A 22,413-nucleotide genomic window follows, 5' to 3' on the forward strand; every position below is an offset into this window, starting at 1 on the left:
TGGCGCCGGCGCTGGCGCTGGTGGCGGCGATTCCGCTGGCGGCGAGGTTTGCCACGACCGGTGGCAGCGGCAGGGTCTCGAATGATTCCGCGGCCTGTGGCCAGGAGGATCCGGAGCCGTTGGTGGCCCGGAAGGTGAAATAGTAGGGGGTGCCCGCGGCGAGGCCGTTGACGGCGATCGAAAACGCGCCGCTGTGGAAACCGGGCAGATCCGCCGAGTGCTGCCAGGCGCCGGGGTCGATGCCGCCGTTGGTGGTGCCCCAGAATGCGGTGACCGCGGGCGCGGCGTTGCCGATGTCGGTGATCCCGCCGTTGAGGGTGGCGGTGGTGGTGGTGACCGAGGTGGCGGCCTGGAGCTCGACTGTCGCCCCGCCGGCCGGGACCAGCGAGGTGGCTTCGAGGCGGATATGGTCGAAGTGCGATCGACCGGCGCCGCGGGCCTGGAGCAGGATGCGGATCGTTTGGCCGACCGCGGACGGGGAGTTCGGGGTGTCGAACACCAGGGCCGGGGCGTCGGCGAAAGTCTGGGCGGGCTGGGTGGACGCGTCGAAGACGCCGGTGGCGTGGATCGCGCCGCTGCCGTCCGCCAGCAGGTACTGGCTCTGGTTGCCGGGATTCGTGCTGCCGGTGCGGTGGCCGGTGGCGACCGTCAAGGTGTAGCGCGTGTTCGGCTGATAGGTGACGCCGAGGTCCTGCCAGACGTCATGGCCGAGTTGCATGCCGAGGTGATCGGTGCCGTCGGCAGCGAAGCCGGTGATGTATTCCTCGAAGCCGTTCCCATTGCCGGGGCCGTTGGTCTCCAGCCACTCAGGGCCGAGGTTGTAGTGGTACCCTCCGGGTCCCAGCTGGTTGCTCGCGCCGGCGCCGCTGTTCACTTCGAACGACGGGTCGCCGATCGACACGGGGGTGGCGAGGGCACCGCTGCACAGGACGGCGGCGAGGCACGCCGCGCGTGGGAGGAGAGTCATGGGTTTTGGGCTGGTTTTGGCAGTTGGGGGAAGAAACCATCAAAAAAAATGACGAAAACTACCTTACCAACTCCCTAATACGCCGCGTCCGACTTGTCCATTGCCCAATCGGGTAGCTCTCACCCGGGCGCATTCCCGCTTCACCCCCGGGCATCCGGTCGTCGCCGCCGGTCAATCGGGCTTCGCCCGCCGCCGCAGACCGTCGAGGACCAACGCGGCGAGGGGCGAGAGCTTGCCCCGCCACGCGGCGGCAATCACCAGCTCGGGGCAGTCGGGGATCTGCCACAGGCGGGTGCCTTCCGGGGCGGCGATCCCGGGGGCCTTGATGCTGAGACCGGCGCCGAAGCCGCTGGCGACGTAGGCGTGGACCAGCTCCAGCGAGTTCACCTCGATCCGCGCCGGCCAGTCGAGGCGGGCCTTGGTGAGGGCCTTGGAAAAAAGGCGGCTCATCGAGGTCTCTGCCGGCGGCCGGATCAGCGGCAGGTCGACCGCCATGCCGTGCATGCCGGACCGGGCGATCTTGTACGACGCCGGCAAGAGCAGCATCAGCGGCATCGAGATCAAGACTTCGCTGCGGATGCCGGCCGGCGGGCGGCCGTCGAGTTCGCAGATCGCGAGGTCGACTTCCTCCCGCTCCAGGAGGTCATAGGCGCCGCGTTGGTCGGTGTCCACGAGGGCGAGCTCGAAGTCCGGCCGGGCCTGGCGCACTGCCGCAAGCACGGTCGGCAGGTGCTGGCGGATGACGGTCGCCGGTGCGGCGAGCCGCAGGCGGCGCGAGGCCTTTCCGGCGATCCGCGCGGCGACGTCGGGCAGGGCGCCGAAGAATGGCGCGAGGAATTCGTAGAGTTCGCGGCCCGCCGGGGTGAGCTTGAAGGGCCGGCGTTGGAAGAGCCGCACCCCGAGTTCGCCCTCCAGTTGTGAGATCTGGCCGCTGATCGCCGGCTGCTGGATGCCGTAGGGCATGCTCCGTGCCGCCGCGGTGATCCCGCCGTTGCGGGCGACGTGATAGAACAACTCGAGGTGGTGGAGGTTCGGGGGCAACTGCGTCATCGGCTAAGAGCATCGACAAAAACGATGAAGGCGCAAATTCAATCGACTCACGGGATGCCGCTGGCCGGGCCTATCGTCGCGCCATGCTTTTCCTCCTCGCACTGATCGCGGCGCTGATGCTGGTCATCGAGCGCCTGTGGCCGGGTCAGGCGCTGCCGGTGGTGAAACACTGGAAACTCCGCCTGCTGCTGGTGAACGCCGCCCAGCTCGGCATCGTCATCCTGGCCGGCCTGACCTGGGACCGCTGGCTCGCCCGCGCGTCGCTGTTCCATCTGAGCGATCACCTGCCCGCGCTGCCCGCGGCGGGGGTCGCGTATGTCATCTCCACCTTCGTCTACTATTGGTGGCATCGCTTCCGCCATGAATCGACGTTCTTCTGGAAGCTCTGCCATCAGCTCCATCACTCGGTGAGCCGGATCGAGGTGCTGGCCAGCTTCTACAAGCATCCGGTGGAAATCTGGATCAACTCGGTGATCAGCGCGCTGCTCGTCTACACGGTGCTCGGCTGCTCGATGGAAGCCGCGGCCTGGTACACGGCGATGACCGCGGTGGCGGAGTACTTCTACCACTGGAACATCCGCACGCCGCGCTGGATCGGCTGGCTGGTGCAGCGCCCGGAATCGCACCGGGTCCACCACCAATACCGCCACCACACCCAGAACTTCGCCGACCTGCCAATCTGGGACATGCTCTTCGGCACCTTCCACAATCCGGAAGACTCGCCCCGGCGCTGCGGCTTCGACCGGCGGAAGGAGGCGCGGGTGGCGGAGATGATGGTTTTCCGCGACGTCCACCGCCAGCCGGAGATCCCGCTCGGCTGCTTCGGCTGCCGCAAGCGCTGGGCTTGCCATATGACGAAAGGAGGCCGGTCGTGAAGTGGCGCAACGCGGTGGCGATCGCCCTCGTCGTGGTGGGCTCGCTGCAGATGGCCGGCTACCTGGTCGGCTCGAAGGTCCTGCGCGGGCTGGGTGCGGCCGGGGTGTTCGCCCCGTTCCCGAAGGTCTTCTGCGAAGTGTCCGGCTACGAGGCCTTTGCGGCGTCGTTTTTCCTCGAAGGCGTGCAGCCGGACGGCAGCGCCTGGTCCTGTCCCCTGACGCCGGAGCGCTATGCACGTCTGGCCGGTCCGTACAACCGCCGCAATGTCCACGGCGCGACCCTGGCCTTCGCGCCGCGCTTGCCGGAGGAGCTGCGGGCCGCGCTGCTGGAACGGGCGCTCGCCGCCGACTCCGCGCTGCTGCGTGAACTCGGCGTGCCGGCGGGCTTGAGCGGGCTGCGGGTCCGCATCGTGCCGCGGCCGGGAGCAAGCGACGGCCCGTGGATCTTCGGTGCCACCCCGATTCCCGGCCGGGATGCCTAGGGTGGGTGGGATGATCCTGGAAGCTGCCACCCGCTCCATGACAGGCGGTCTTTGAATTTCATCCCATCCACCCTATCCATCCCGGTCGGCGACCCTTTTCGGACTCATGAAAACCATGTCACCCTGGCAGTTCACGATCTTCCGGATCGTCTTCGGGCTCTACCTCGCGGTGCACTTCGCGCAGCTGGTGGCGTGGGCGCCCGAGTTGTTCGGGGCCCGCGGGGTGCTGCCCGACCCGGCCTTGAATCCGACCCACGGCCTGTTTCCCAACCCGCTCGACCTCGATCTACCCGACGGCGTCGTCAGCGCCTTCGTCGGCGGGCTGGCGGTGCTGGCGCTGCTTTTCGCCGCCGGGGTCTGGCGGCGCACGATGTCGCTGCTGCTGTGGTTCGGCTGGGCCTGCCTGTTCCACCGCAACAACCTGATCTCCAATCCCGGGATTCCCTATGTCGGCCTGTTGCTGATCCTCTGCGCGCTGGTGCCGGCCGGCGAACCCTGGAGCCGCGGGAAGCCCGCCGCGGCGTGGTACATGCCGCTCTGGGTCTATCGCGCCGCCTGGATCCTGCTGGCAGCCGGCTACACCTTCAGCGGTTACACCAAGTTGTTCTCGCCGAGCTGGGTGGACGGCAGCGCCTTGCGCTATCTGTTGGAAAACCCGCTGGCCCGGCCCGGCTGGCCGCGCGAGCTGATGCTGGCCCTGCCGGCGGGGTGGCTGGCCGTCGGGACCTGGGCGACCCTGGCCGCCGAGCTGTTGTTCGCGCCGCTCGCGCTGTGGCGGAAGTCGCGGCCGTTCATCTGGCTGGCGCTGGTGCTCATGCACCTGGGCATCGTGATGCTGGTCGACTTCGCCGACCTCAGCCTGGGCATGCTGATAATCCACGCGTTCACCTTCGATCCCGCCTGGCTGCCGGCCCGGCGCGGGAAGAACCCGCCGCTGGTACTGGCCTTCGACGGCGAGTGCCTGATGTGCAGCGGGGCGATCCGATTCCTGGCCGGTGAAGATGCGGCCGATGCGCTGCGTTTCGTTCCCTTGCAGGGCCCGCGCGGGCAGGAGGTGGAACGGAAAGCCGGCGACGGGCCGTTGAAAACCATGCTGCTGGAGTGCGACGGTGCCATCCTCGCCCGCTCGGACGGGGTCCTGCGCGTGCTGGATGCCCTGGGCGGGCACTGGCGGGTCCTGGCCACCGCAGGCCGCCTGATTCCGCGTCCCCTGCGCGATGCCGCCTACAACTTCATCGCCGCCCGCCGCCACCGGTGGTTCGGCAAGGGCGATGCGTGCGCCCTGCCGGACGAAGCGCTGCGGGCGCGACTGTTGGAGTAGCCGCGCGACCGGCGTCCGGGGTTTGACAGTACCTCCGGCAGCGCCTTTCCTCCGTCCGTGTCGCCGGACTCCAAGCAGGACTTCGCATTCGCTTTCCTCAGCATCCTGTTCGAGGGCGCGCCGTTCATTCTGCTCGGCACGCTGATCAGCGGATTCATCGACATCTATCTGCCGTCCGGCACGATGGACCGCCTGCTGCCCAAGCGGCGCTTCCCGGCGATCCTGGTGGCCGGCTTGTTGGGAATGGTCTTGCCGGTCTGTGAGTGCGCCGTCGTCCCGGTGATCCGGCGGCTGGTCAAGAAGGGCCTGCCGGTGTCCTGCGCGCTGACCTACATGATCGCCGCGCCGATCGTGAACCCGATCACTGCGCTGAGCACCTGGAAGGCTTTCAAGGGGCCGCAGATTCCCTTCGGCGAGGAACTCAGCTATTCCGCCAGCCTGGTGATGACCGCCTCGCGGCTCGGGCTAGGCTTCCTCGTCGCGGTGGCGGTCGGGGTGATCGTCGCGCGGATCCCCTTGGCGAAAATCCTCCGGCAGCGCCTGGTCGACAGCCTCGCCAAGGAAAGCAGCCACAACCACCACCACGATCACGGCCATGACCACGATCATGATCACTGCCACGACCATGGTCACGGCTGCTGCGGCCACGACCATCACCACGACGAGAGAAGCGACAACCGGATGGTGGCCGCCTTCCGCTCGGCGATGCGCGACTTCGTTGATGTCGGCGTTTACTTCACGGTCGGCGTGGCCATCACGGCTCTCTTCAACACCGGCATCGCCCCGGGCGCGGAGTGGCTCGACAGCCTGGCGGAGAACCAGGTCATGGCGCCGGCGGCACTGATGGTGCTGGCCTTCGTCCTCAGCCTTTGCAGCACCTCCGACGCCTTCATCGCGGCCACCCTCGACAAGTTCACCTATGGCGCGAAGCTGGCCTTCTTGGTCTTCGGGCCGATGCTCGACGTGAAGCTGCTCTTCCTCTATCAGACCGTGCTGCGCCGCCGCTTCATCATCGGCCTGGCCATCGGTCTCTTCGTCGCCATCGGCGCGGCTGCCATCGCCTGGCAGTCGGTCATCACCTCGCTTGCCGCCCCGTGAATCCGAAACTCCAGCGCGTGGTCTTCTCGCTCGCCCTGATCGCCTGGGGCGCGGTGATCATCTATTTCTACGCCACCGGCCGGATCACCAAGTACCTCGCGCCGGACTTCCGCCTGATCGCGCTGGCGGGTGGCCTCGGGCTGGTGGTGGTGGGGCTCTTCAACGCGCTGACCTCCGGCCAGGAAGCGTCCTGCGGCCACGATCACGGTCCGGACGACGCCCATGACCACGAGAGCCTCGACGTCCATCCGCTCGCGGCGTTCCTGATCCTGGTTGTGCCGCTCGGCCTCGGCGTGGCCTGGACCAAGGACGAGTTCTCGCTCGGTTCGCTCACCCGCAAGGGCTTGCTCGACTCGCCTGCGGAAAACAGCGCGCTGTTTCTCAACGCGGTGATGCCGAAGCTGACGAAAGAGATCATCGAAAAGCAGCACCCGCAGGACGCCGCCGGCTATCATGACTTCAGCCTGATGGAGTTGTTTTTCAGCAGCGGCGATCCCGAGATGCGCGAGCTGGTCGAGGGCATGCGGGTGGTCACCGAAGGGCGGATCGTCAAGGATCCCGAAGGCGGGATGAACCAGCGGCGGCTCTACCGCCTGTTCATCACCTGCTGCGCCGCCGACAGCCGCGCGATCCCGATTATTGTGCGCTTCCAGGACGCCCCGCCGGAAGTCGAGGAGAACAGCTGGATGAAGATCTCCGGCACCATGCGTTATCCGGATGAAGGCATGGGATTCGTGCCGGTGCTCGAAGTGGACTCGGCCGCCGAAGCCGCGCCGCCGCCCGAGGAGTCGATGCTGCGGCGGGGTTTCTGACCTTGGAGTGCGGTGGCAGAGCGCAGCGGCGACACCGCTTTTTAAGAGGGCATGGCGGATCGCCATACCGGATCGCTCCCCCCAGCACGTAAAAGCTCCGTCGCTGCCGGCGCATTCCAAGGACTCATCGGAACAGTAGGCGCAGGCTGTTCAACACCACGATTACCGTGGAGCCCTCGTGGCCAAGGACGCCGATCGGCAGCGGGATCCAGGATCCCAGCGCGGCGATTCCCAGCAGCACCACGACGCCGAGCGAAATCGCGAGGTTCTGGCGGATGACGACGCGGCAGCGGCGGCTCAGCTGGAGGGCATCGACGATTTTCTCCAAGCGGTCCTGGGTGAGCACCACGTCGGCCTGCTCGAGGACGGCATCGCTGCCCCGCAGTCCCATGCCGATGGAAATATCGGCGGCGGCCAGGCTGGGCGCGTCGTTGACCCCGTCGCCGGCCATGGCGACGCGTTCCCCCTGTTCCCGCCATTCCCGGATCGCCGCGACCTTGTCCTCCGGATGCAAGCCGGCACGAAAATCCTCGAGGCCGAGCTCGCCGGCGACGAGCCGGGCCGACTCCGGCCGGTCGCCGGTCAGCATCGTCACCCGGATGCCTTCCGCGGCCAGCTGACGGATCAACGGGGCGGCTTCGGGGCGCGGGGCATCCCGGAGCAGCAGCCGGCCTTTCAGGTCGCCGGCCTTGACCAGCACCTCGGTCAGCCCCGGCTCGGGATCCGGCAGGCCGGTGAGCCCCTCGTCGTCGGCGAACATCATCCGCCGGCCCTGGCTGGCGGCGGTGCCGGCGATGGTGGCGCGCAGGCCCTGGCCGGCGATCGATTCGAAATCCGCGACCTCGCCCGCGTCCGGCAGCTCCCGGCGCAGCGCTTCTTTCACGATCGCGCGCGACAACGGGTGGGTTGAATTCCCCGACAAGGCGGCGGCGACCGAGACGAGTTCGTCCCCGCGCCCTGGCGGGAGGGTCTCGGCGTCCACCAGTTCCAGTTCGCCCTTGGTCAGGGTGCCGGTCTTGTCGACGGCCAGCCGGCCGATGGTGGCGAGGTTTTCCACCGCCACGCCGCCGCGGAAGAGGATGCCGTTGCGGGCGCCGGCGGCGATGCCGGCGAGGATGGCGCTGGGAATGGAGATCACCAGGGCGCAGGGCGAGCAGACCACCAGCAGGGTCATCGCCCGGTAGAAGGCGGATCTTTCGCCGTGGTCGAGGAAGGCCGGGATGCCGTCGACGAAATGCCAGAACAGGAACATCACCAGCGCGAAGGACAGGATGGCGACGGTGTACGACGTGCCGAAGCGGTCGGTGAACCGCTGCGACGGCGCCTTGCTCGCCTGGGCCTCGCGGATCAGCCGGATGATCCGGGCGTGGGCGCTGTCGCCGGGCGGCCGGCTGACCCCGACCTCAAGCAGGCCCCAGGTGTTGATGGTGCCGCCGAAGACGGTGTCGCCGGGGCCCTTGTCGACGGCCACCGACTCGCCGGTCAGGCTCGATTCATCGGCGGCGCTCTCCCCGCGGGTGATCATCCCGTCCGCGGGGAATTGCTCGCCGGGCAAGACGCGGACGGTCATGCCGGTGTCGAGATCGTCCACGGCCACCTCGCGCGTCCGGCCATCGTTTTCCACCACCAGCGCCTGCTTTGGCGCTTCGTGGAACAGGCTGCGGATCTCGCGTTCGGTGCGCGCCATGGCCATCGCCTCGAGGGCGCCGCTGAGCGAAAACAGGAACAACAGGGCGGCCCCTTCCCACCAGGCGCCGATCACCGCCGCCCCGACCGCCACCGCCAGCATCAGGAAATGGATGTCGAGGCTGAAGCGGCGCAGCTTGCCATAGGTCTCGAGCGCGGCCTCCCAACCGCCGGCAAGATAGGCCAAGGCATAGAGACCGGTCGCGACCTGCGGCGGCGCGGACGTGCGCTCCAGCCAGATGCCGGCGAGCGCGGCCAGCCCGCAAATCCCGGCGGAGGCCAGCAGCTGGGGCCACTCTTCCCTGGCGTGATCGTCCATGTCCCACGCTGTCGTAAGGGCGATGAACCGGCAAGGCGCCGTCTGCGAAATGCCGCGCGCCGCCTGCGGAAAGTTCGCGGATCCACCTTGTTTCCCCCTCCGGGCCGTGTTATGCGGGCCGGGTCGTGATGTCGCCGTATCATGCACTTCGAACCGGTCTGGTCGCGCTGCTCGCGCTGTCCCTGGCCGCGTGCAGTGATTCCCGCCGCGACGCGCTGCGCGAACTCGGCCGCAGGGGCGTGGAAGCGTCGGGCTCGGCGCTGCTTGAATCGGTGGAAAACGGCGAGACCGAGGTCACCCGCTTGTTGCTGCAGGCGGGGGTCTACTCGGGTCAGCGCGATGCCGCGGGAAACAGCCCCCTGCAGGTGGCGCTGGAGCGGAAGCACCTGGCGATCGCCTGGGCGCTGATCGACCACGGTGCAGACCTCGCCACCGCGAATCCGGCCGGCGTGACCCCGCTCTCGCTCGCGGTTTACCAAGGGGAGACGGCTTTGACCGACCGCCTGCTCGAGGCCGGTGCGCCGCCGGTCGGCATGACCCCGGACGGTGACAAGGTGCTGCCGTGGGCGATTCGCAACGGCCGCCTCGCCTTCGTCCGCCACTTGATGGAGCGGGGTGCCGACCCGCACCAGAATGATGCCGCGGGCAACCCGCTGTTCCATGTCGCGATCGAAGCCGGCCGCCGGGATCTCGCCGAGGAACTGCTCGCGCTCGGGGCCGATGCCGCGGCGGTGAATGCCGCCGGCGAGTCCGCGCTGGTCGCCGCCATGCGCAAAAGCTGGCGCGATCTCTACAAGCCGCTGGTTCTTGCAGGAGCGGATCCCAACCTGCCCGACCGCCACGGCCGGCTGCCGCTGCAAGCGGTCATCGAGGCCGGCAACCTCGAGCTCGCGAGGATACTCGTCGATCTGGGCGCGCGGCCCGCGGGCGGATCCTGGGCGAGCGCCCTGTGGCAGGCGATCGAGGCCCGCGACCTCGGCGTCTGCCGCCTGTTGCTGAGCCTCGGGGTGTCGCCGGAAACCCGCGGGCCGTCCGGGTTGCGGCCGCTCGAGGCCGCGCTGGCGGCCGACCGGCCGGACTTCCTCCACCTGTTTCTCTGCTACGGCGCCGACGGCGATCCGCTCTACTACGAAGCTTGCCGTAGAAAGATGGACCACCAGGTCAGCCTGCTGATCGCCCACTGCGGGCTTCCCCGGCCCTTGCCGGCGCCCTTCCTCGATACCCCGCTGGGCCTGGCGATCCGTCACGGCGACCGGCGTGCCGCATCGTTGCTGCTGTCCCGCGGTGCCTCGCCCGAACAGCTGGTGGCGGAAGGCCAATCGCCGCTGTGCCTGGCGATCGTCCTCGGCCGCACGGGCATCGTCGAGGAGTTGCTGGCCCGCGGGGTCGATCCGAACCAGCAGGTGCGCTTGCCGGTTTCGAGCTCCTTTTCGCGGATCGTCCGCGGCGGCACCATGCGCTGGTTGCTGAAAAACGACCGCAACATCACGCCGATCATGCTGGCGGCGGATTCCGGCAAGCCCGGGACCGCCCGTGCGCTGATGAAGGCGGGTGCCAAGACCAGCGTCTGGACCCGCCGCAACCACATGTGGCCGATCAACATCGCGGCGCGCAAGACCGACGTGAAGATGATGCGGGTGATGCTCGGCAAGGATCCCGAGGTCGAGCAGCGGCGGCTGGTGGTGGATCTGTCGGAGCAGCGGGTCTGGGTTTACGACTCGTCCGGGCTGGAGCTCTACACGACGAAGATTTCCACCGGCAAGAAGGGCTACGCGACGCCCACCGGGACCTTCGCGATCACCAACAAGTACCGCAACTGGACATCGACGCTCTACGACGCGAGCATGCCCTGCTTCCAGCGCCTGAGTTGCGGGGACTTCGGCTTCCACCAGGGCTACGTGCCGGGGTATCCCGCCTCGCACGGCTGCATCCGGGTTCCGCCGGGGAACGCGCAGAAGTTGTTCGCGCTGACCGAACTCGGCGACCGGGTGGAGATCCGGCAGTAAGGGAACCTCACTCGGCCAGCTCCACCCGGACCCGGGCGAAGCCGGCGGGTGGCGCCGCCGGCCAGCTGACGGTCCGCTGCACGAAGCCCGGGACGGCGGGGGCGAAGGGTGCCGCGGAAGATGCCGCACCCGGAGGCAGGCCGGGCAGCCAGGACGAGACTTCCATCATTCCGGAGGTTTCGATGACGTACGAAAGTCCCCGTAGCACGGCGTCGTCGCGCTCGGGGAAGGAGATCGAGACCGTGCCGCCCGACTCCGTCATCACCGGAACCAAGGGGTGGTCGCCGGGCAGGCGCATGAGCCCGCTTTCCGGGTCGCCGCCGAAGGCGTACTCGAGCAGGTTCTCCAGCGTGTCCTGGTCCGGGTCCTCGGTTTGTCCGGGCTGGGTGAGACCGTCCGCCCATTCGGCGTAGGACGGGGCGAGGGTGAACGACGGCGAGGCGTCGACGGTCGCGGCGGTGTCGGAGCCGGCACTCAGATCGACGGAGATCGATGGCAGGTCCGGCAGGGCGGTCCAGCTGGCGGTGAAGGCGAGGCTGGTGCCGGCGTCGAGGGTCGCCTTGCGCAGCTCCCAGCTGCCGGAGCCGGTGGCCTCGACCACCGCGCCCGGGGCGCTGATGGAGTCCGGCTGGTGCCCGGCAGGGAAGGTAAGGGTGACGGCGAGGTTGCCCGTCAGCGCGGCCCCGACGTTGGCCACCGAGAAGTTCACGCTGCCGGGATTCAAGCGGCGGAGTGTGGTGGGGCTGGAAGCGGAGGACGGGATGGCCAGCGTGGTGGCGGTGAAGGTCGCCCGCGCGAGGCGGTGACCGGCGGGGGCCAGAATGGCGTCGACTTTGGTCACGTAGTGGGAAAGCAGGGTGTCGAAGCTGGTCGTCACGAGTCCAGTGGTGCCGGCCGCGTGGTGGGTGCCGACAAGGGCGGGTTTGCCCCCCACCAACGAGAAACTCGGACCGCCTGAGTCGCCGGGAGAGAGGGCGCACGCATTGACCGGCGCTAGGGCTGAATTATAGGTCCAGGTGACATCGTAGGTTCCCTCTACAATGGGCCCATCTTCGTCGTCGAATCCCGTGAGGATGGCTTCGCCCGCCCTCGGTGTGCCGTTTGGGTTCTGTCCGAGCACGATAAGGGACTGCCCCTGATAGGCAGCGTCTCCTCCGGCCAGATTGTGCCACGGATAATGGGCGACGGTGGCCGGGAGCGGAGAGGTAAGGGTCACCACGCACAAATCCGAGTTCTCCATCGCGTCGTTCTCTACCACGCCGAAGGATCCGACGGTCCGGTCCACTTGGGTTCCGTTGGAGTCGATGAAGTGCACCACTTTGCCGGGGCCTGCCAAGGCATGGGCGGCGCAGACCAAGTGGCGGGGGCTCACTGCGCAGATCGGTGAGTAAATCGTCCCGTGGTTTGCCGAGATGTAGACCCACCAGCCGACGCCGGTGTAGTTCGATGCTCCATAAATGAAGTTCGGATTCATCAGCGGCGCGCCCGGGAAGCCGGTGAAGCGGTCGTGATCGGTGGCGTTGTAGCCTTGGACCACGAGCCCCTGGGCCGGTAGGGTGGCGGCGAGGAGCAGGCAAAGGTGGTGCGGGTGATTCACTTGCGCTGAATCTACACCGGGGTGAAGAAAACGGCCAGTGCGGGTATTCAAGGCGACCCGCTGGAATGCGGTCCGGGGCTACTCCAGCAGGGGCGCGGTCTCGGCTTCTGTCGCCATGCCGGCGGGCAGCTCGAGGATCCTGATGTTGCGGAAGTGGATCTCGGCACCTTCGGACTCGAGGCAGAGGTAGCCTTTCTTGACCGACGAGTTGCGGATGCCGTTCACGAACTTGCCGTTGATGGCGAGCTTCACCGTGCCGTCGACGCAGACCACGTCGTAGCTGTTCCATTCGCCGTGCGGCTTGCACCGGAGCTCGCGTGACATGCTGCGCTCGCCGCGCGGGTTGTCGGGGGTGCCGGTCAGGCCGTTGGCGCCGAAGAGTTCGCCGCTGATGTAGCCGGCCGGGGCGGGATTGCCGTCGGGATCCTTGTGCTGGTGGATCCAGTCGAGATCAAGCATCTGGACTTCCATGCCCGAGGGCAGGCGGTTGGCGGATGGCCTGGCGTCGCTCCACACGAAGACCCCGGAGTTGCCGCCCGGCTGCATGTGCCGCCACTCGATGTGGAGGATGAAGTTTTCATAGGGACGGTCGCTGCGCATGACGCCGATCGGCTGCCCGCTGCAAATCAAGAGGCCGTCGCGCACGGTCCAGGTTTCGGGCGAGGTGTTGACGTCGACCCAGCCGGCGAGGTCCTTGCCATTGAAAAGAAAGCGCCAGGCGGGTGCCGCGTCTTGGGCCGGCAGGCGGGTGGCGAGGAACAGCAGGGCGAAAAGGGTGGGACGAATCATGAGCCTTCCTACGGCCGCGGTCGCGCCGGCCTCGCGCCGGGACGGCTGTTAGAAGGAAAACATCATTCCGGCGTGGACCTGCGCGCCGGAGCCGTCTTTGAGTCCCCACCCGATGTCGAGCCGGGCCGTGCCGGTGCTGCCGAGGGCGAGACGCGAACCCAGGCCGATGCCGGTCAGCGATTCGTCACCGTCCCCTTCGCTCCAGCCGTGGCCGTGATCGATGAAGACGAGGCCTTGGAGCAACCAGTCCTTGCGGAAAAGTCCCGCCGCGGGGGTCCTCAGTTCCGCGGAAACCGCGTAGCCGCTGTCCGCCAGCTGGATGCGTTCACCGTAGCCGCGGACGCTGTCGTAACCGCCGAGCCCGAGTTGCTCGGTGGGCAACAGCGCGCCGCTGGCGAGTTGGGCGGTCGAGTGGAGCCGCCATGACCAGTTCCCCGGCATGGGGGCCAGCCAGGTGCCCTCGAGGCGGCCGTAGGCATAGGTCGGATCCGCTCCCGGTCGGAAAGCGTCGAACTCCTGGCGGCCGTTCTTTCCCGTCAGGTTGCCCGGACTTGCGACCAAGTCGGCCTGCAATTCGGCGCGGCCGCCCCACAGCGGGCCGCTGCCTTGCCACTCGCCGCGCAGCTGGACCACGTCGACCTCGGTCTGCGGAAAGCGGGTTTGGCCGAAGATCACGAAATTGTCCGCGCGCTTGAACTCGAGGCCGCCGCGGATCTCCTGCCGCCACTCGCCGAGCCGCGGGAGCGGCCGTCCGTAGGCGATCCCGGCGAGCCAGCTGGTGCCGTCGGAGTTGACCGGCAAGCCGCTCTGGTGGTCGACCGCAGAGACATCGGCCCAGGCTCCGGACAGCCGGATGAAGTGATGCAAGCGGTGCAGCGGGATTTCCCACGACAGGGAATGCGCGTGGAAGCGGTCGAGCGAGTCGCCCATCGTGAACTGGTAGCCGAGGACCTGGTCGAGGCCGAAGGCATTGCCGAGGTTGAAGCCGGTGAACCAGCGGTTCTCGCCGACCGCCTCGGCGCCGGTATTGTCGTAACCGGCGTAGGCACGCCACGGCCGTTGCTCGTCGATCCGCAGCAACAGGTCGGCGCTGACCCCGTCGCCGGGGGCGGCGAACAGCTCCGCCTTCCGAAACGGATTGCGGCTCAGCCAGTCGAGGTCGGCCTGCAAGCCCGAGCTGGTGAGTAGATCCCCTTCGGTGAGATGCAGGCCGCGGCGGACCAGGCGGTTATTGAAGCGCGACATCTCCTCGATGCCCACGGCACCGATCCTGCCTTCGACGACCTCGACGACGAGTTGTCCGGCCTCGCCGCTTTGCGGCGGCACCCAGACGTCGTTCATCGGCCGGTCGTGATCGTCGTAGTGGCGGAGGATCACCTCCAGCAGGCGGTCCAGGCCGGCTTCCGTCAGCGGCTTGCCGATCCACCCGGCGAGTTCGCCGGCGAGGTCCCCGGTCGCCGCCACGGACAATCCCGTCAATTGCACGCCGCCGGCGGTGACCGGCGGCGCATCCGTTTCGCTGCCGGAGACGACGAGTTGATCCAGGCGGTCGATCAACACCGGCGAGTCGTCGGCGACCCAGCCGTGGACCCCGGTCGCTTCCCCGAGCCTGACCACTGCGGCCGCTTCGCCTTCCGGATCACGGGGCATCAGATCCTGCGCGGCGGCCCAAGCCGACGTCGCCGCGATCGCAATCAGGAAGGCCCGGGTCAATCTCCGGCGATCCTGTCGCAGTGGTTTCGGGGATGCCCAGCACATTTCCTGATCCGCTCATTCGGCTGTCGCAGGGAGGAGTTTCAAAAAACCGCCGGAAATGTGACACCGGCACCGAGAGGTCCCGAATAGGGGGAAAACCGAGTGACACCCGAACTCGCCAGATGGTGACGAAGCGAACAAACTGCGGGCAGCCCGTGCACCCGATCCAGAACACCCGCCGCCTTTTCCAGCCCCGGACCCTTCCCGGCTGGGGCCTCCTCGGACTTGCCTTGATTTTGCCATCCGGTGTGCGGGCGCAGTCGCGTTTCACCATCGTCGGGGAAGAGCAGAGCTGGGCGTCGCCGGGGGGCACCAGCTCGGCCTATATCGCCGCCCAGGCACTGCCGGGGCCGACGCGGCCGGTGGTGATGGCGGGGAATTTCGAGCAACTGGTGATCTTCCCGCCGGGGTCCCTGCCGTTTCTGTCCGGAACCGCAGGGGTTCCGGCGGTGTTCGCCGGGGTGCTCGACTACGACAGCAGCGACGCCCGCTGGGAGGTCGGGGTCTTCCCGCAGCAGGTCGACAAGCTCGAGCCGCGGAACCCGGTTGCGGCTTCGTCGCCGTCGGCGGAACTCCTCGATCTCGCGGTGGTCGACCGCAACGAGTACTACGTCACCGGGATCGTCGACGATGCGACGTACTTCGAGAACCGCGACGCCACCAATTTCACCGTGGTCGCCGCCTTGCCGATCCCGCCGGTGCGTGGCTTCGTGGCGCTTGCCGACAGCGGCACCTTCACCTCGGTCCATCACACGGATGCCACGATCCAGCCGAAGGCGCTGTCCACGGACGTCGCCGGCAGCTTCCTCGTCATCGCCGGCCAGGAGCGCGACACGCTGGCGGCCGGATACGACGGTGCGGACGCCCAGGTGCATCGTTACAGCCTGCCACTGCCCGCCTCCGGCACGCCGCTGAGTGCCGCGGTGAGCATCAGCGACCCCAAGCTCAACGCCACGGCGCTGAGTGAGGTCGCGGTGTCCTCCTCGGGCGAGACCTGGGTCGGCGGCACCAAGGCGGGCACGGGATTCCTCGGCGGCGTCTCCGACATCTGGCTGGGCCGCGCGGACTTCACCGGTGACCAGATCCTCGATGACTTCCGCGCCGGATCGGAAGGTGTCGACCGCCTCTTCGCGATGGAACGCGGCGAGCACGGGGAAATCTACGTCGCCTTCACGGTGGGCGGCCGCGACGTGGCGTTTGGCGGACTGACCTACGACCTCGACGCGGCGCCGTTCACGGCTGCGGTTTCAACCCACGCCTTCGTCGGCATGATCAAGAGCGACGGCACGCCCGGCTGGCTGAGTCCGCTCGGATTTTCCCAGACGGCCGGCGGCAACCTCAAGCCGAGCGACTTGTCGGTCGATGCCGGCGGCAATGTGTTCGTGACCGTCAATGGCGCCGGCGACTGGCGGATCGAGGGGCTGCTGGAAGTCCTGTCCGGACCGGGACAGATCACCCTCAACGGCAAGGGCCGGGTGGTGGATTTCAGCGAGACGCCCGCCCTCGGTACGGCGAATGCCGGCGCGGTGCCGGATCTGGAAAACCGCCTGGTGCTCGGGCAGACCGGCGTGCAGTCGGCCTTTTCTACCCTCGAGGCGCTGGCGGTGAACCAGAGCAGCCAGTTCATCCGCTGGACCAATCCGACCCTACCCGGCAACACCGTCGAAGCCCTCAGCGCGCTCATCACGTCCTTTGGCGGACAGGTCCACGACGAGCTGGACTACCCCGCCTACGGCACGGTCGGGGTGTCCGCTTGGCTCACCCCGAATCAGATCCGCGCGCTGAACGACGGCTACGGCGGGGTGATGATGATCATGGCCGATCCGCTGATCATCAGCACCGACGAGGGCGGATTCGGTGAGGTGGCGGATCCCGGCTGGGCGCTGGCGCGCTTGTTCGACCCTTATCTTGTCGATCCCGAGGCGCCCGGCGAAAGCTACTACTTTTCCTCCGGTCACGTGACCGGCGATCCGGCGGGCCCGAAGAAGGTGCGCGTCTATGTCATCGACAAGGGCCTGGGCGAGATCGAGCCCTTCGTCTTCCAGGACCTCGCCGGCCAGGGTGGATTGCCGATCGAGTTCGACGGCGCGGGAGGCTTGAACGTCGATTCCCTCGTCCACCCGGTCCAGGACGGCGAAAGCGTGCCCGACACCTCGTCCAATCATCCCCGCCAGGTTGTCAACCTGCTTGCGGCGGCCAACCTCGGTGCCGCGGAAGGCACCGCGATGGAGATCATCTCCGGGGACATGTACTCCGGCGCCTCGCCCGAGATGGGGAATTCCCTGACCTACGCCAGCTACGTTTCGCACGCGATCCTCGAGTGCCTCAGTGACGCCGTGGTGAGGGACCTCGGCGAGGAGCTTCCGACCCTGCTGGTGATCGCCAGCAGCGGCGAGGACCCGCTCGACCAGGTGGACATCGGCGGCGCGATCGACCAGGCCTTGCTGCAGGGCGTGACGGTGATCATTTCCGCGGGCAATGGCGGGCCCTTGGCCGAGGCGGAGGATTTCGTGCCCGCCCAGCACGGCGACAAGAACGGGGTGATCACGGTCGGGGCCACCTCCTTCGCCGCCAACCCGGCGCCGGATGCGTCGCTCGGCGACCTGAATCCGCCCTACTCCAACGGCAACGTCGACAGCACGCACAACGTGATCAGCTTGTACGCTCCGGGCGGCAGCGTGGACACCGGCTACGGCGCGGCGTCGGGCACCAGCTTCTCGTGCGCGTTGGTCGCGGGCCTGGCGGTGAACTACCTGACCTTCCATCCGGAAGCGACGCCGGCCGAGGTCGAACAGGCGCTGGTGCAAATGAGCGTTTACGACGGGGTGGGGCAGCGCCACATCGCCCGCAGCGCCTGCGTCTTCGGCGCGTGGTTGTACCGCCATGGGCTGGGAGAGGTGGCCAGCGGGGCATCGATCGATTTCGAGACCGACTCCGATGAAGACGGCGACAGCGACTTCTTCGAGTTCCTCGGCCGCTCGGATCCCACCGACGATCGGAGCCGGGCGCAGGTGCCGGTGGATTTCACGCTGGCCGGCAAGTCCGCGTCGATCTCGGCGTGGTTGCCCGCCAGCCTTCCGGCCGACGGGAAGATCCTCGCCGACGGTTGCTGGAGCCTGCCGGTCGGGCTGGAGATCGGCGACAACCTCAGTGAATGGCTGAAGGTCGAGCCGGACCAAGTGGTGAACGGACCGGTCTCCGGCGGCCTTCGGGAGTTGCGTTTCGAGATCGATCTGGAACCCTATTTCGACGATCGATGTTTCCTCCGCTTCGACTTTGGGCTGCCGGCCTCGCCCTGATCCTGGGCGCGGGCCGCGGCATGGCGGAAGTGCCGCGGCGCGATCTCGAGTCCCTGCTTGCCGCCGAAAAGTCGCTGGCCGAAGCCGACCGGCAGGCCGGGACCCCGGAGAGCCGCTGGGCATGGATCGAGGCCATCGCCCGCGTCGGCTGGGCACGGGCGGAGGCGGGCGAGCATCACCAGGCGGCGGAGCGCTACCGGGCGGCCATCGCCGTCCTTCCGGCGGACGCGGCCAAGGAAGAACCGGAGTTCGTGGCCCTGCTGCACGACGGGCTCGGCCGGGCCTCGCAGAACGACGGCGATTTCGAAGGCGCCGCGACCCATCTCACAATAGCCCTGGAGTTGCGCGCGGCACAGCCGGGCGGGGAGACGCAGCTGGGTACCAGCGAAGGCCATCTCGGGCTGTTGGAGCTGGTGCGGGGCCACTATGCCAAGGCCGAACGCTTGTTGTTGGCGGCGATGGATCACACGCCCGGGGACCGCGATGACCTGCTGGCTCTGCGCCATGATTGCCTCGGCCGCTACTACCTGGCGCTGCGTGCCCACGAACTGGCGTCAATGCACTACGGCGAAGCCATCCGTCATGCCGCCAAGCAGGTGAAGCCGGATGCGCCGCTGATGGTCGACCTCCGCACCAACCTCGCCTTGTGCCGGTTCCGCGGCGGCGATCCCGACGGCGCCATGATCGAGGTCGAGGGCTTGCTCGACACCACGCGCGGCGGTGCCGACCCGTTGCAGCGGGCCGGCTTGCTCAATCTCGCCGCCACCATCCAGGCTGCGACCGGGGAATCCGCCGCCGCCGGGGCCCGGATCGAGGAGGCTTTGGATCTTCTGGCCGGCAAGGTGCGGAAGGACCATCCGTCCTTTGCCCCGATCCTTGCCAACCTCGGCGCGGTCCGCCTGCAGGCGGGTGACGCCGCCGGGGCGCTGGAGCCGCTCGAGCGGGCGAAGGAGCTGCTGCTGGCGAATGTTTCCGATCACCACCAGGCCCTGGTCGAGGTGCTCTATCAGATCGCCGGCTGCCGGCTGGCGAGCGGCCCGCCCGACGAGGCACGGCGGGCGGTGGTGGCGGCGAGAAGCGCGGCGGGCGAACTGATGTCGGATCTGATCGCGAGCGGTTCGGAGCGCGAGTTGCTGACCTTCCGCCAGCAGGTCGACCTGCATTCGATCGTCTGCCGGCTGGGCGATCCCGCGCTGATCCTCGACAGCCTGCTCGGGGGAAAGGGGCGGATCATGGAAGCGGTGATCGACCGCCGCAGCGGGTCGGGCGCGGGCGGGCGGAGGATCGACCGGCTGCAGGCCGAGCTGGATCGCCTGCTGCTGGTTCCGGAGAGCACGGCCGACGGGCGGATCGATGCGCTGCAGCACGAAATACGAGAACTCTCGTTGCAGGCAGAATCCGATGCGGCCGCGACAACGACGGTGGATTGGCGCGACGTGTCCCGGAGCCTGCCCGCGGGCACCGCGTACGTGGATTGCGTGCGCTACGTGCCGGCGGAAGGAGGCGCGTGCTACGGCGCGGTGGTGGTGACGCGGGAGGGCGAGCCACGCTGGATCCCGCTTGGTGAAGAGAAACTGTTAGGCCGGCTCGACCTGCTCCACCGCAGCCTGGCGCTCCGCGCCGACGTCCTCCGCAACGGCGGTGGCAAGGCCGGGATTCCGATGCTTCCCCTGCTCACCGACCTTTACCGGGCGTTCTGGCAACCGATCGCCAAGGCGTTGCCCGCCGGGGTCGCGGAGGTGATCCTTTGTCCCGAGGCGAAGATGCACCTGCTGCCCTTCGCGGTGCTTCACGATCCGGACGGGCGCTTCCTGTGCGAGGAACTCGCCGGGCTGCGGGTGGTCGATTCCGGCCGCCGCCTGGTCCAGCCGCGGCAGCCGGCGGTCGGGCTCTCGAAACCTTGGGCCGCCGTCGGGGTCGCGGATTTCACGGCCTACCGGAATGCCGGGGAGAGCGGTGCGGTGGCCTGGCCGCCGCGCTGGGCGGAAGCCCTGGCCGGGATCGGCGACCTGCCGACGGTGCGCGCGGAGATCCGGTCGATGAAGCAGCTCGCGCCGGCGGGCAGCACGATCCTGTTGGATTCGAAGGCGACGGAACCGGCCCTGGCCGGGATCGTGGATCCGCCCGCCGTGCTGCACTTCGCCAGCCATGGCTTCCACGTCCCGCTTTCCGGGACCGCCGACCTCGCCGCGGATCCGTCGGCGCTTTACGAGAATGGCATCCTGCTGCGACCGGGCGCGGGCGACGATGGCATCCTGTTTCCCGAGGAAGCGGGGCTGCTCGATCTTCAGGGAACCACGCTGGTGACGCTTTCCACCTGCCGCGGTGCGTTGGGCCGCCCGGTGTCGGGCGAGGGCCTGCTCGGGCTGTGCCGCGGTTTCGCCAAGGCCGGCGCGCGCAACGTGATGGCCAGCCTGTGGGAAATTCCCGATCTCGGCACCGCCGGGTTCATGGCGAAGTACTATGAATCCCTGAAAAAGGGCGGGAGCCCGGGAAACATCCTGTGGTCGATGCAGGCCGAGCGCCTGGGCGCGGCTCGCGGGGAAAAGGCGGACGATGACGCGGTCGAGACGGCGATCCTGAGCTTCGGCGGCTTCACGATGACCTCGCTGTGAAGCGATCGGTCAGCGCTTTTGCGTCACCGTCGCGCGGGTCCGGAAGAACGAGCGCTTGCGGATCGGGGCGACGTTCTCGGCGAGGGCGCCGGACCTGCGTTTGGCCTTCTGTTCCTCCGCCTTGGTGAAGCCGGTGCCGGCGCGCGCGGTGATCGCGGCGCTGGTCGGCACGGTCCTTTTCGTTGTCCGGTTGGCGGCGAGGGAGGGGAATTCGTTCAGAGCCGGCGCCAGTGCCCCGGGGTTGTCCCCTTCGGCCGGTGGGATGAAGGCCACTTCGCCCTGCGGCTTTTCCGAGTAATTCGCTGAGCGGGCGTGGACCACCAGGCCGGCATTGCCGATCAGGATGTTGCCGCCGTCGTTGACCTTGGCGAAGAAGCGTCCCTGACCGTTGCCGGCGCGCATCTCACCGGTCATGCTGAGGGCTTCCTGGCTGACCAGCGCGATGTCGCCGCCTGCCTTGATCGTGCCTCCCTGGATGATCTGCCGACCGCCGCTCGTGGCCGGGGTGGTCGGGGAATTCCGTTGGTAATTCACGCGGTCGCCGGTCACGGCGGTGACCGCGCCGGCGGCATCCATGTCGCCCACAACCTGCAGCTCGCGGCCCACGACCAGCACGTCGCCACGGGTGGTGGTGATGTTGCCGCGGATCACCGTGGTCGGATTCGTCTGCGCGGTGGCGTGGAACTCGATCTCGTTGCGACCGTCGGTGAACTGCGCGGGATCGGCATCGAGCCCGCTGGCGGTGAAGCTGCCGGCGGTGACATTGGCGGTGTTGCGGAACAAGAGCCAGCTGTTCGGGCTGAGGAGGACCACGTTGCCGTTCGAGTTGATGGTTCCGCCGACGAGGGTCGTGCCGGTGCCGGTCACCCGGTTGACCACGGTGTCCCGGGGATTGCTGAAATTGAACTGCATCTCGCGGCCGGACGGCAGCGAGAACGAATCCCACTGGATCACCGTGTTGTCGGTCATGCTGATGATCGTCGACGCGCCGATCACCTCGCAGGTCGCGGTGCCCGGCGTGAGCAGCTTGCCGCCGCCGCTGCAGCCGCAGAAATCGTCGTCCGCCCGCAGCGGGGCGACCGCCAGGCAGGCGAGGAGGCCGGTGATCGTCTTCATGGCTCGTCGGCGGGTTCCGGGAGTTCGGCCAGCAGGTCGAGGATGCGCGGGGCGAGATCCGTTTCGTCGCCGGCGAAGGAGATCGCCGCCGGACCCGTGTCGCCGGCGAAGGGCGCGGTGATTTCACCTGTCGCGCCGTCGACCAGCAGCAAGTTCGGCCGCTTGTTGGATTCCAGGAAGGCGGCAAGGTCGTCGCCGGCCGGGACGACCGCCAGTTGCTCGGGGCGGAAGTAGCCGGACGATTCCAGCGCTTCGGTCTGCGCGGCGCCCAATTGATGGAGGACGACCAGCGAGGGCAGCCCGGCGGTGCCGCCGCCGGATCGGAAGTCCTGGCCCTTGCTGCCACCGGTTTCCACGCCGGACGGAGGCCGCGTGAGAATCACCGCGGCGATCACCAGCATCGCGGTGACCGCGACGGCGGCGAGCTGTGGTCCGCGCAACAGCGAGAACAGTTTCTCGAAGAACGGGACCTTGTCCGGGGCGGAGCGGACCTGGCCGCCGAGCGCCACGCGGACGCTTTCGGGCAAGGGTTCCCTGCCGTGTTGACCGGAGACCCGCGGGTAGCTGTCCGCGAGAACCTGCTTCATGCGCTCGAGGCGCTCGGATGGGTCGGAGGGGTTCATGAC

At 68.2% G+C, this 22,413-nt stretch carries 16 protein-coding genes; 8 read left to right on the forward strand and 8 right to left on the reverse strand.

Annotation, left to right across the window (positions count from 1 at the left end):
• Together IG178_RS17215 and IG178_RS17220 are read right to left on the reverse strand one after the other, a co-directional pair.
• The coding region (locus tag IG178_RS17215) for a hypothetical protein (protein WP_193213815.1) at positions 1-967 on the reverse strand (967 nt) is incomplete at its 3' end.
• Positions 968-1,138: 171 nt separating this feature from the next.
• Positions 1,139-2,017 carry a LysR family transcriptional regulator gene (locus IG178_RS17220; protein ID WP_193213816.1) on the reverse strand — a complete coding sequence of 293 codons (879 nt, stop codon included), beginning with the start codon at positions 2,015-2,017 and terminating at the stop codon, positions 1,139-1,141.
• 83 nt (positions 2,018-2,100) lie between these two features.
• Between IG178_RS17220 and IG178_RS17225 the strand changes: the two genes are divergently transcribed.
• From IG178_RS17225 to IG178_RS17245, 5 genes are all read left to right on the forward strand, one after another.
• Positions 2,101-2,892 (forward strand): sterol desaturase family protein, encoded by a 792-nt coding sequence (locus IG178_RS17225; protein WP_193213817.1) that lies wholly within the window; start codon positions 2,101-2,103, stop codon positions 2,890-2,892.
• On the forward strand, positions 2,889-3,374 hold the full coding sequence (locus IG178_RS17230) for a hypothetical protein (RefSeq protein ID WP_193213818.1): 486 nt from the start codon (positions 2,889-2,891) through the stop codon (positions 3,372-3,374). The genes IG178_RS17225 and IG178_RS17230 overlap by 4 nt, the downstream gene beginning before the upstream one ends.
• 106 nt (positions 3,375-3,480) lie before the next feature.
• Complete coding sequence (locus IG178_RS17235) at positions 3,481-4,695, forward strand: DCC1-like thiol-disulfide oxidoreductase family protein (protein WP_193213819.1); 1,215 nt, start codon at positions 3,481-3,483, stop codon at positions 4,693-4,695.
• Positions 4,696-4,752: 57 nt separating this feature from the next.
• Complete coding sequence (locus IG178_RS17240) at positions 4,753-5,793, forward strand: permease (RefSeq protein WP_193213820.1); 1,041 nt, start codon at positions 4,753-4,755, stop codon at positions 5,791-5,793.
• Positions 5,790-6,605: a TIGR03943 family putative permease subunit gene (locus tag IG178_RS17245; RefSeq protein ID WP_193213821.1), complete on the forward strand. Its 816-nt coding sequence runs from the start codon at positions 5,790-5,792 to the stop codon at positions 6,603-6,605. The genes IG178_RS17240 and IG178_RS17245 overlap by 4 nt, the downstream gene beginning before the upstream one ends.
• 124 nt (positions 6,606-6,729) lie before the next feature.
• Here the strand turns inward: IG178_RS17245 and IG178_RS17250 are convergent, their stop codons facing one another.
• The gene (locus tag IG178_RS17250) at positions 6,730-8,610 is read right to left on the reverse strand and encodes a heavy metal translocating P-type ATPase (protein ID WP_193213822.1); all 1,881 of its coding nucleotides are present in this window, start codon (positions 8,608-8,610) and stop codon (positions 6,730-6,732) included.
• A gap of 128 nt (positions 8,611-8,738) precedes the next feature.
• Between IG178_RS17250 and IG178_RS17255 the strand changes: the two genes are divergently transcribed.
• Complete coding sequence (locus tag IG178_RS17255; RefSeq protein ID WP_193213823.1) at positions 8,739-10,616, forward strand: ankyrin repeat domain-containing protein; 1,878 nt, start codon at positions 8,739-8,741, stop codon at positions 10,614-10,616.
• A gap of 7 nt (positions 10,617-10,623) precedes the next feature.
• On the opposite strand, the gene IG178_RS17260 is transcribed toward IG178_RS17255, so the two are convergent.
• The 3 genes from IG178_RS17260 to IG178_RS17270 form a co-directional block, all read right to left on the reverse strand.
• Positions 10,624-12,213, reverse strand: a complete 1,590-nt coding sequence (locus IG178_RS17260) for a trypsin-like peptidase domain-containing protein (protein WP_193213824.1) — start codon at positions 12,211-12,213, stop codon at positions 10,624-10,626.
• A 78-nt stretch (positions 12,214-12,291) separates the two neighbouring features.
• Positions 12,292-13,002, reverse strand: a complete 711-nt coding sequence (locus tag IG178_RS17265) for a 3-keto-disaccharide hydrolase (RefSeq protein WP_193213825.1) — start codon at positions 13,000-13,002, stop codon at positions 12,292-12,294.
• Positions 13,003-13,050: 48 nt separating this feature from the next.
• Positions 13,051-14,652, reverse strand: a complete 1,602-nt coding sequence (locus tag IG178_RS17270; protein ID WP_193213826.1) for a ShlB/FhaC/HecB family hemolysin secretion/activation protein — start codon at positions 14,650-14,652, stop codon at positions 13,051-13,053.
• Positions 14,653-14,912: 260 nt separating this feature from the next.
• On the opposite strand from IG178_RS17270, the gene IG178_RS26240 reads away from it, so the two are divergent.
• Entirely contained in the window at positions 14,913-18,056 is a 3,144-nt protein-coding gene (locus IG178_RS26240) for a S8 family serine peptidase (protein WP_193213827.1), read from the forward strand.
• Complete coding sequence (locus IG178_RS17280; RefSeq protein ID WP_193213828.1) at positions 18,014-20,671, forward strand: CHAT domain-containing tetratricopeptide repeat protein; 2,658 nt, start codon at positions 18,014-18,016, stop codon at positions 20,669-20,671. Before IG178_RS26240 ends, IG178_RS17280 begins: the two co-directional genes overlap by 43 nt.
• A gap of 9 nt (positions 20,672-20,680) precedes the next feature.
• On the opposite strand, the gene IG178_RS17285 is transcribed toward IG178_RS17280, so the two are convergent.
• The gene (locus IG178_RS17285) at positions 20,681-21,787 is read right to left on the reverse strand and encodes a two-partner secretion domain-containing protein (protein ID WP_193213829.1); all 1,107 of its coding nucleotides are present in this window, start codon (positions 21,785-21,787) and stop codon (positions 20,681-20,683) included.
• On the reverse strand, positions 21,784-22,410 hold the full coding sequence (locus IG178_RS17290; protein WP_193213830.1) for a hypothetical protein: 627 nt from the start codon (positions 22,408-22,410) through the stop codon (positions 21,784-21,786). Before IG178_RS17290 ends, IG178_RS17285 begins: the two co-directional genes overlap by 4 nt.
• Between the last annotated feature and the right edge of the window lie 3 nt (positions 22,411-22,413).

This window comes from Neoluteolibacter marinus, from assembly GCF_014904755.1.
Classification (GTDB): domain Bacteria; phylum Verrucomicrobiota; class Verrucomicrobiia; order Verrucomicrobiales; family Akkermansiaceae; genus Haloferula; species Haloferula marina.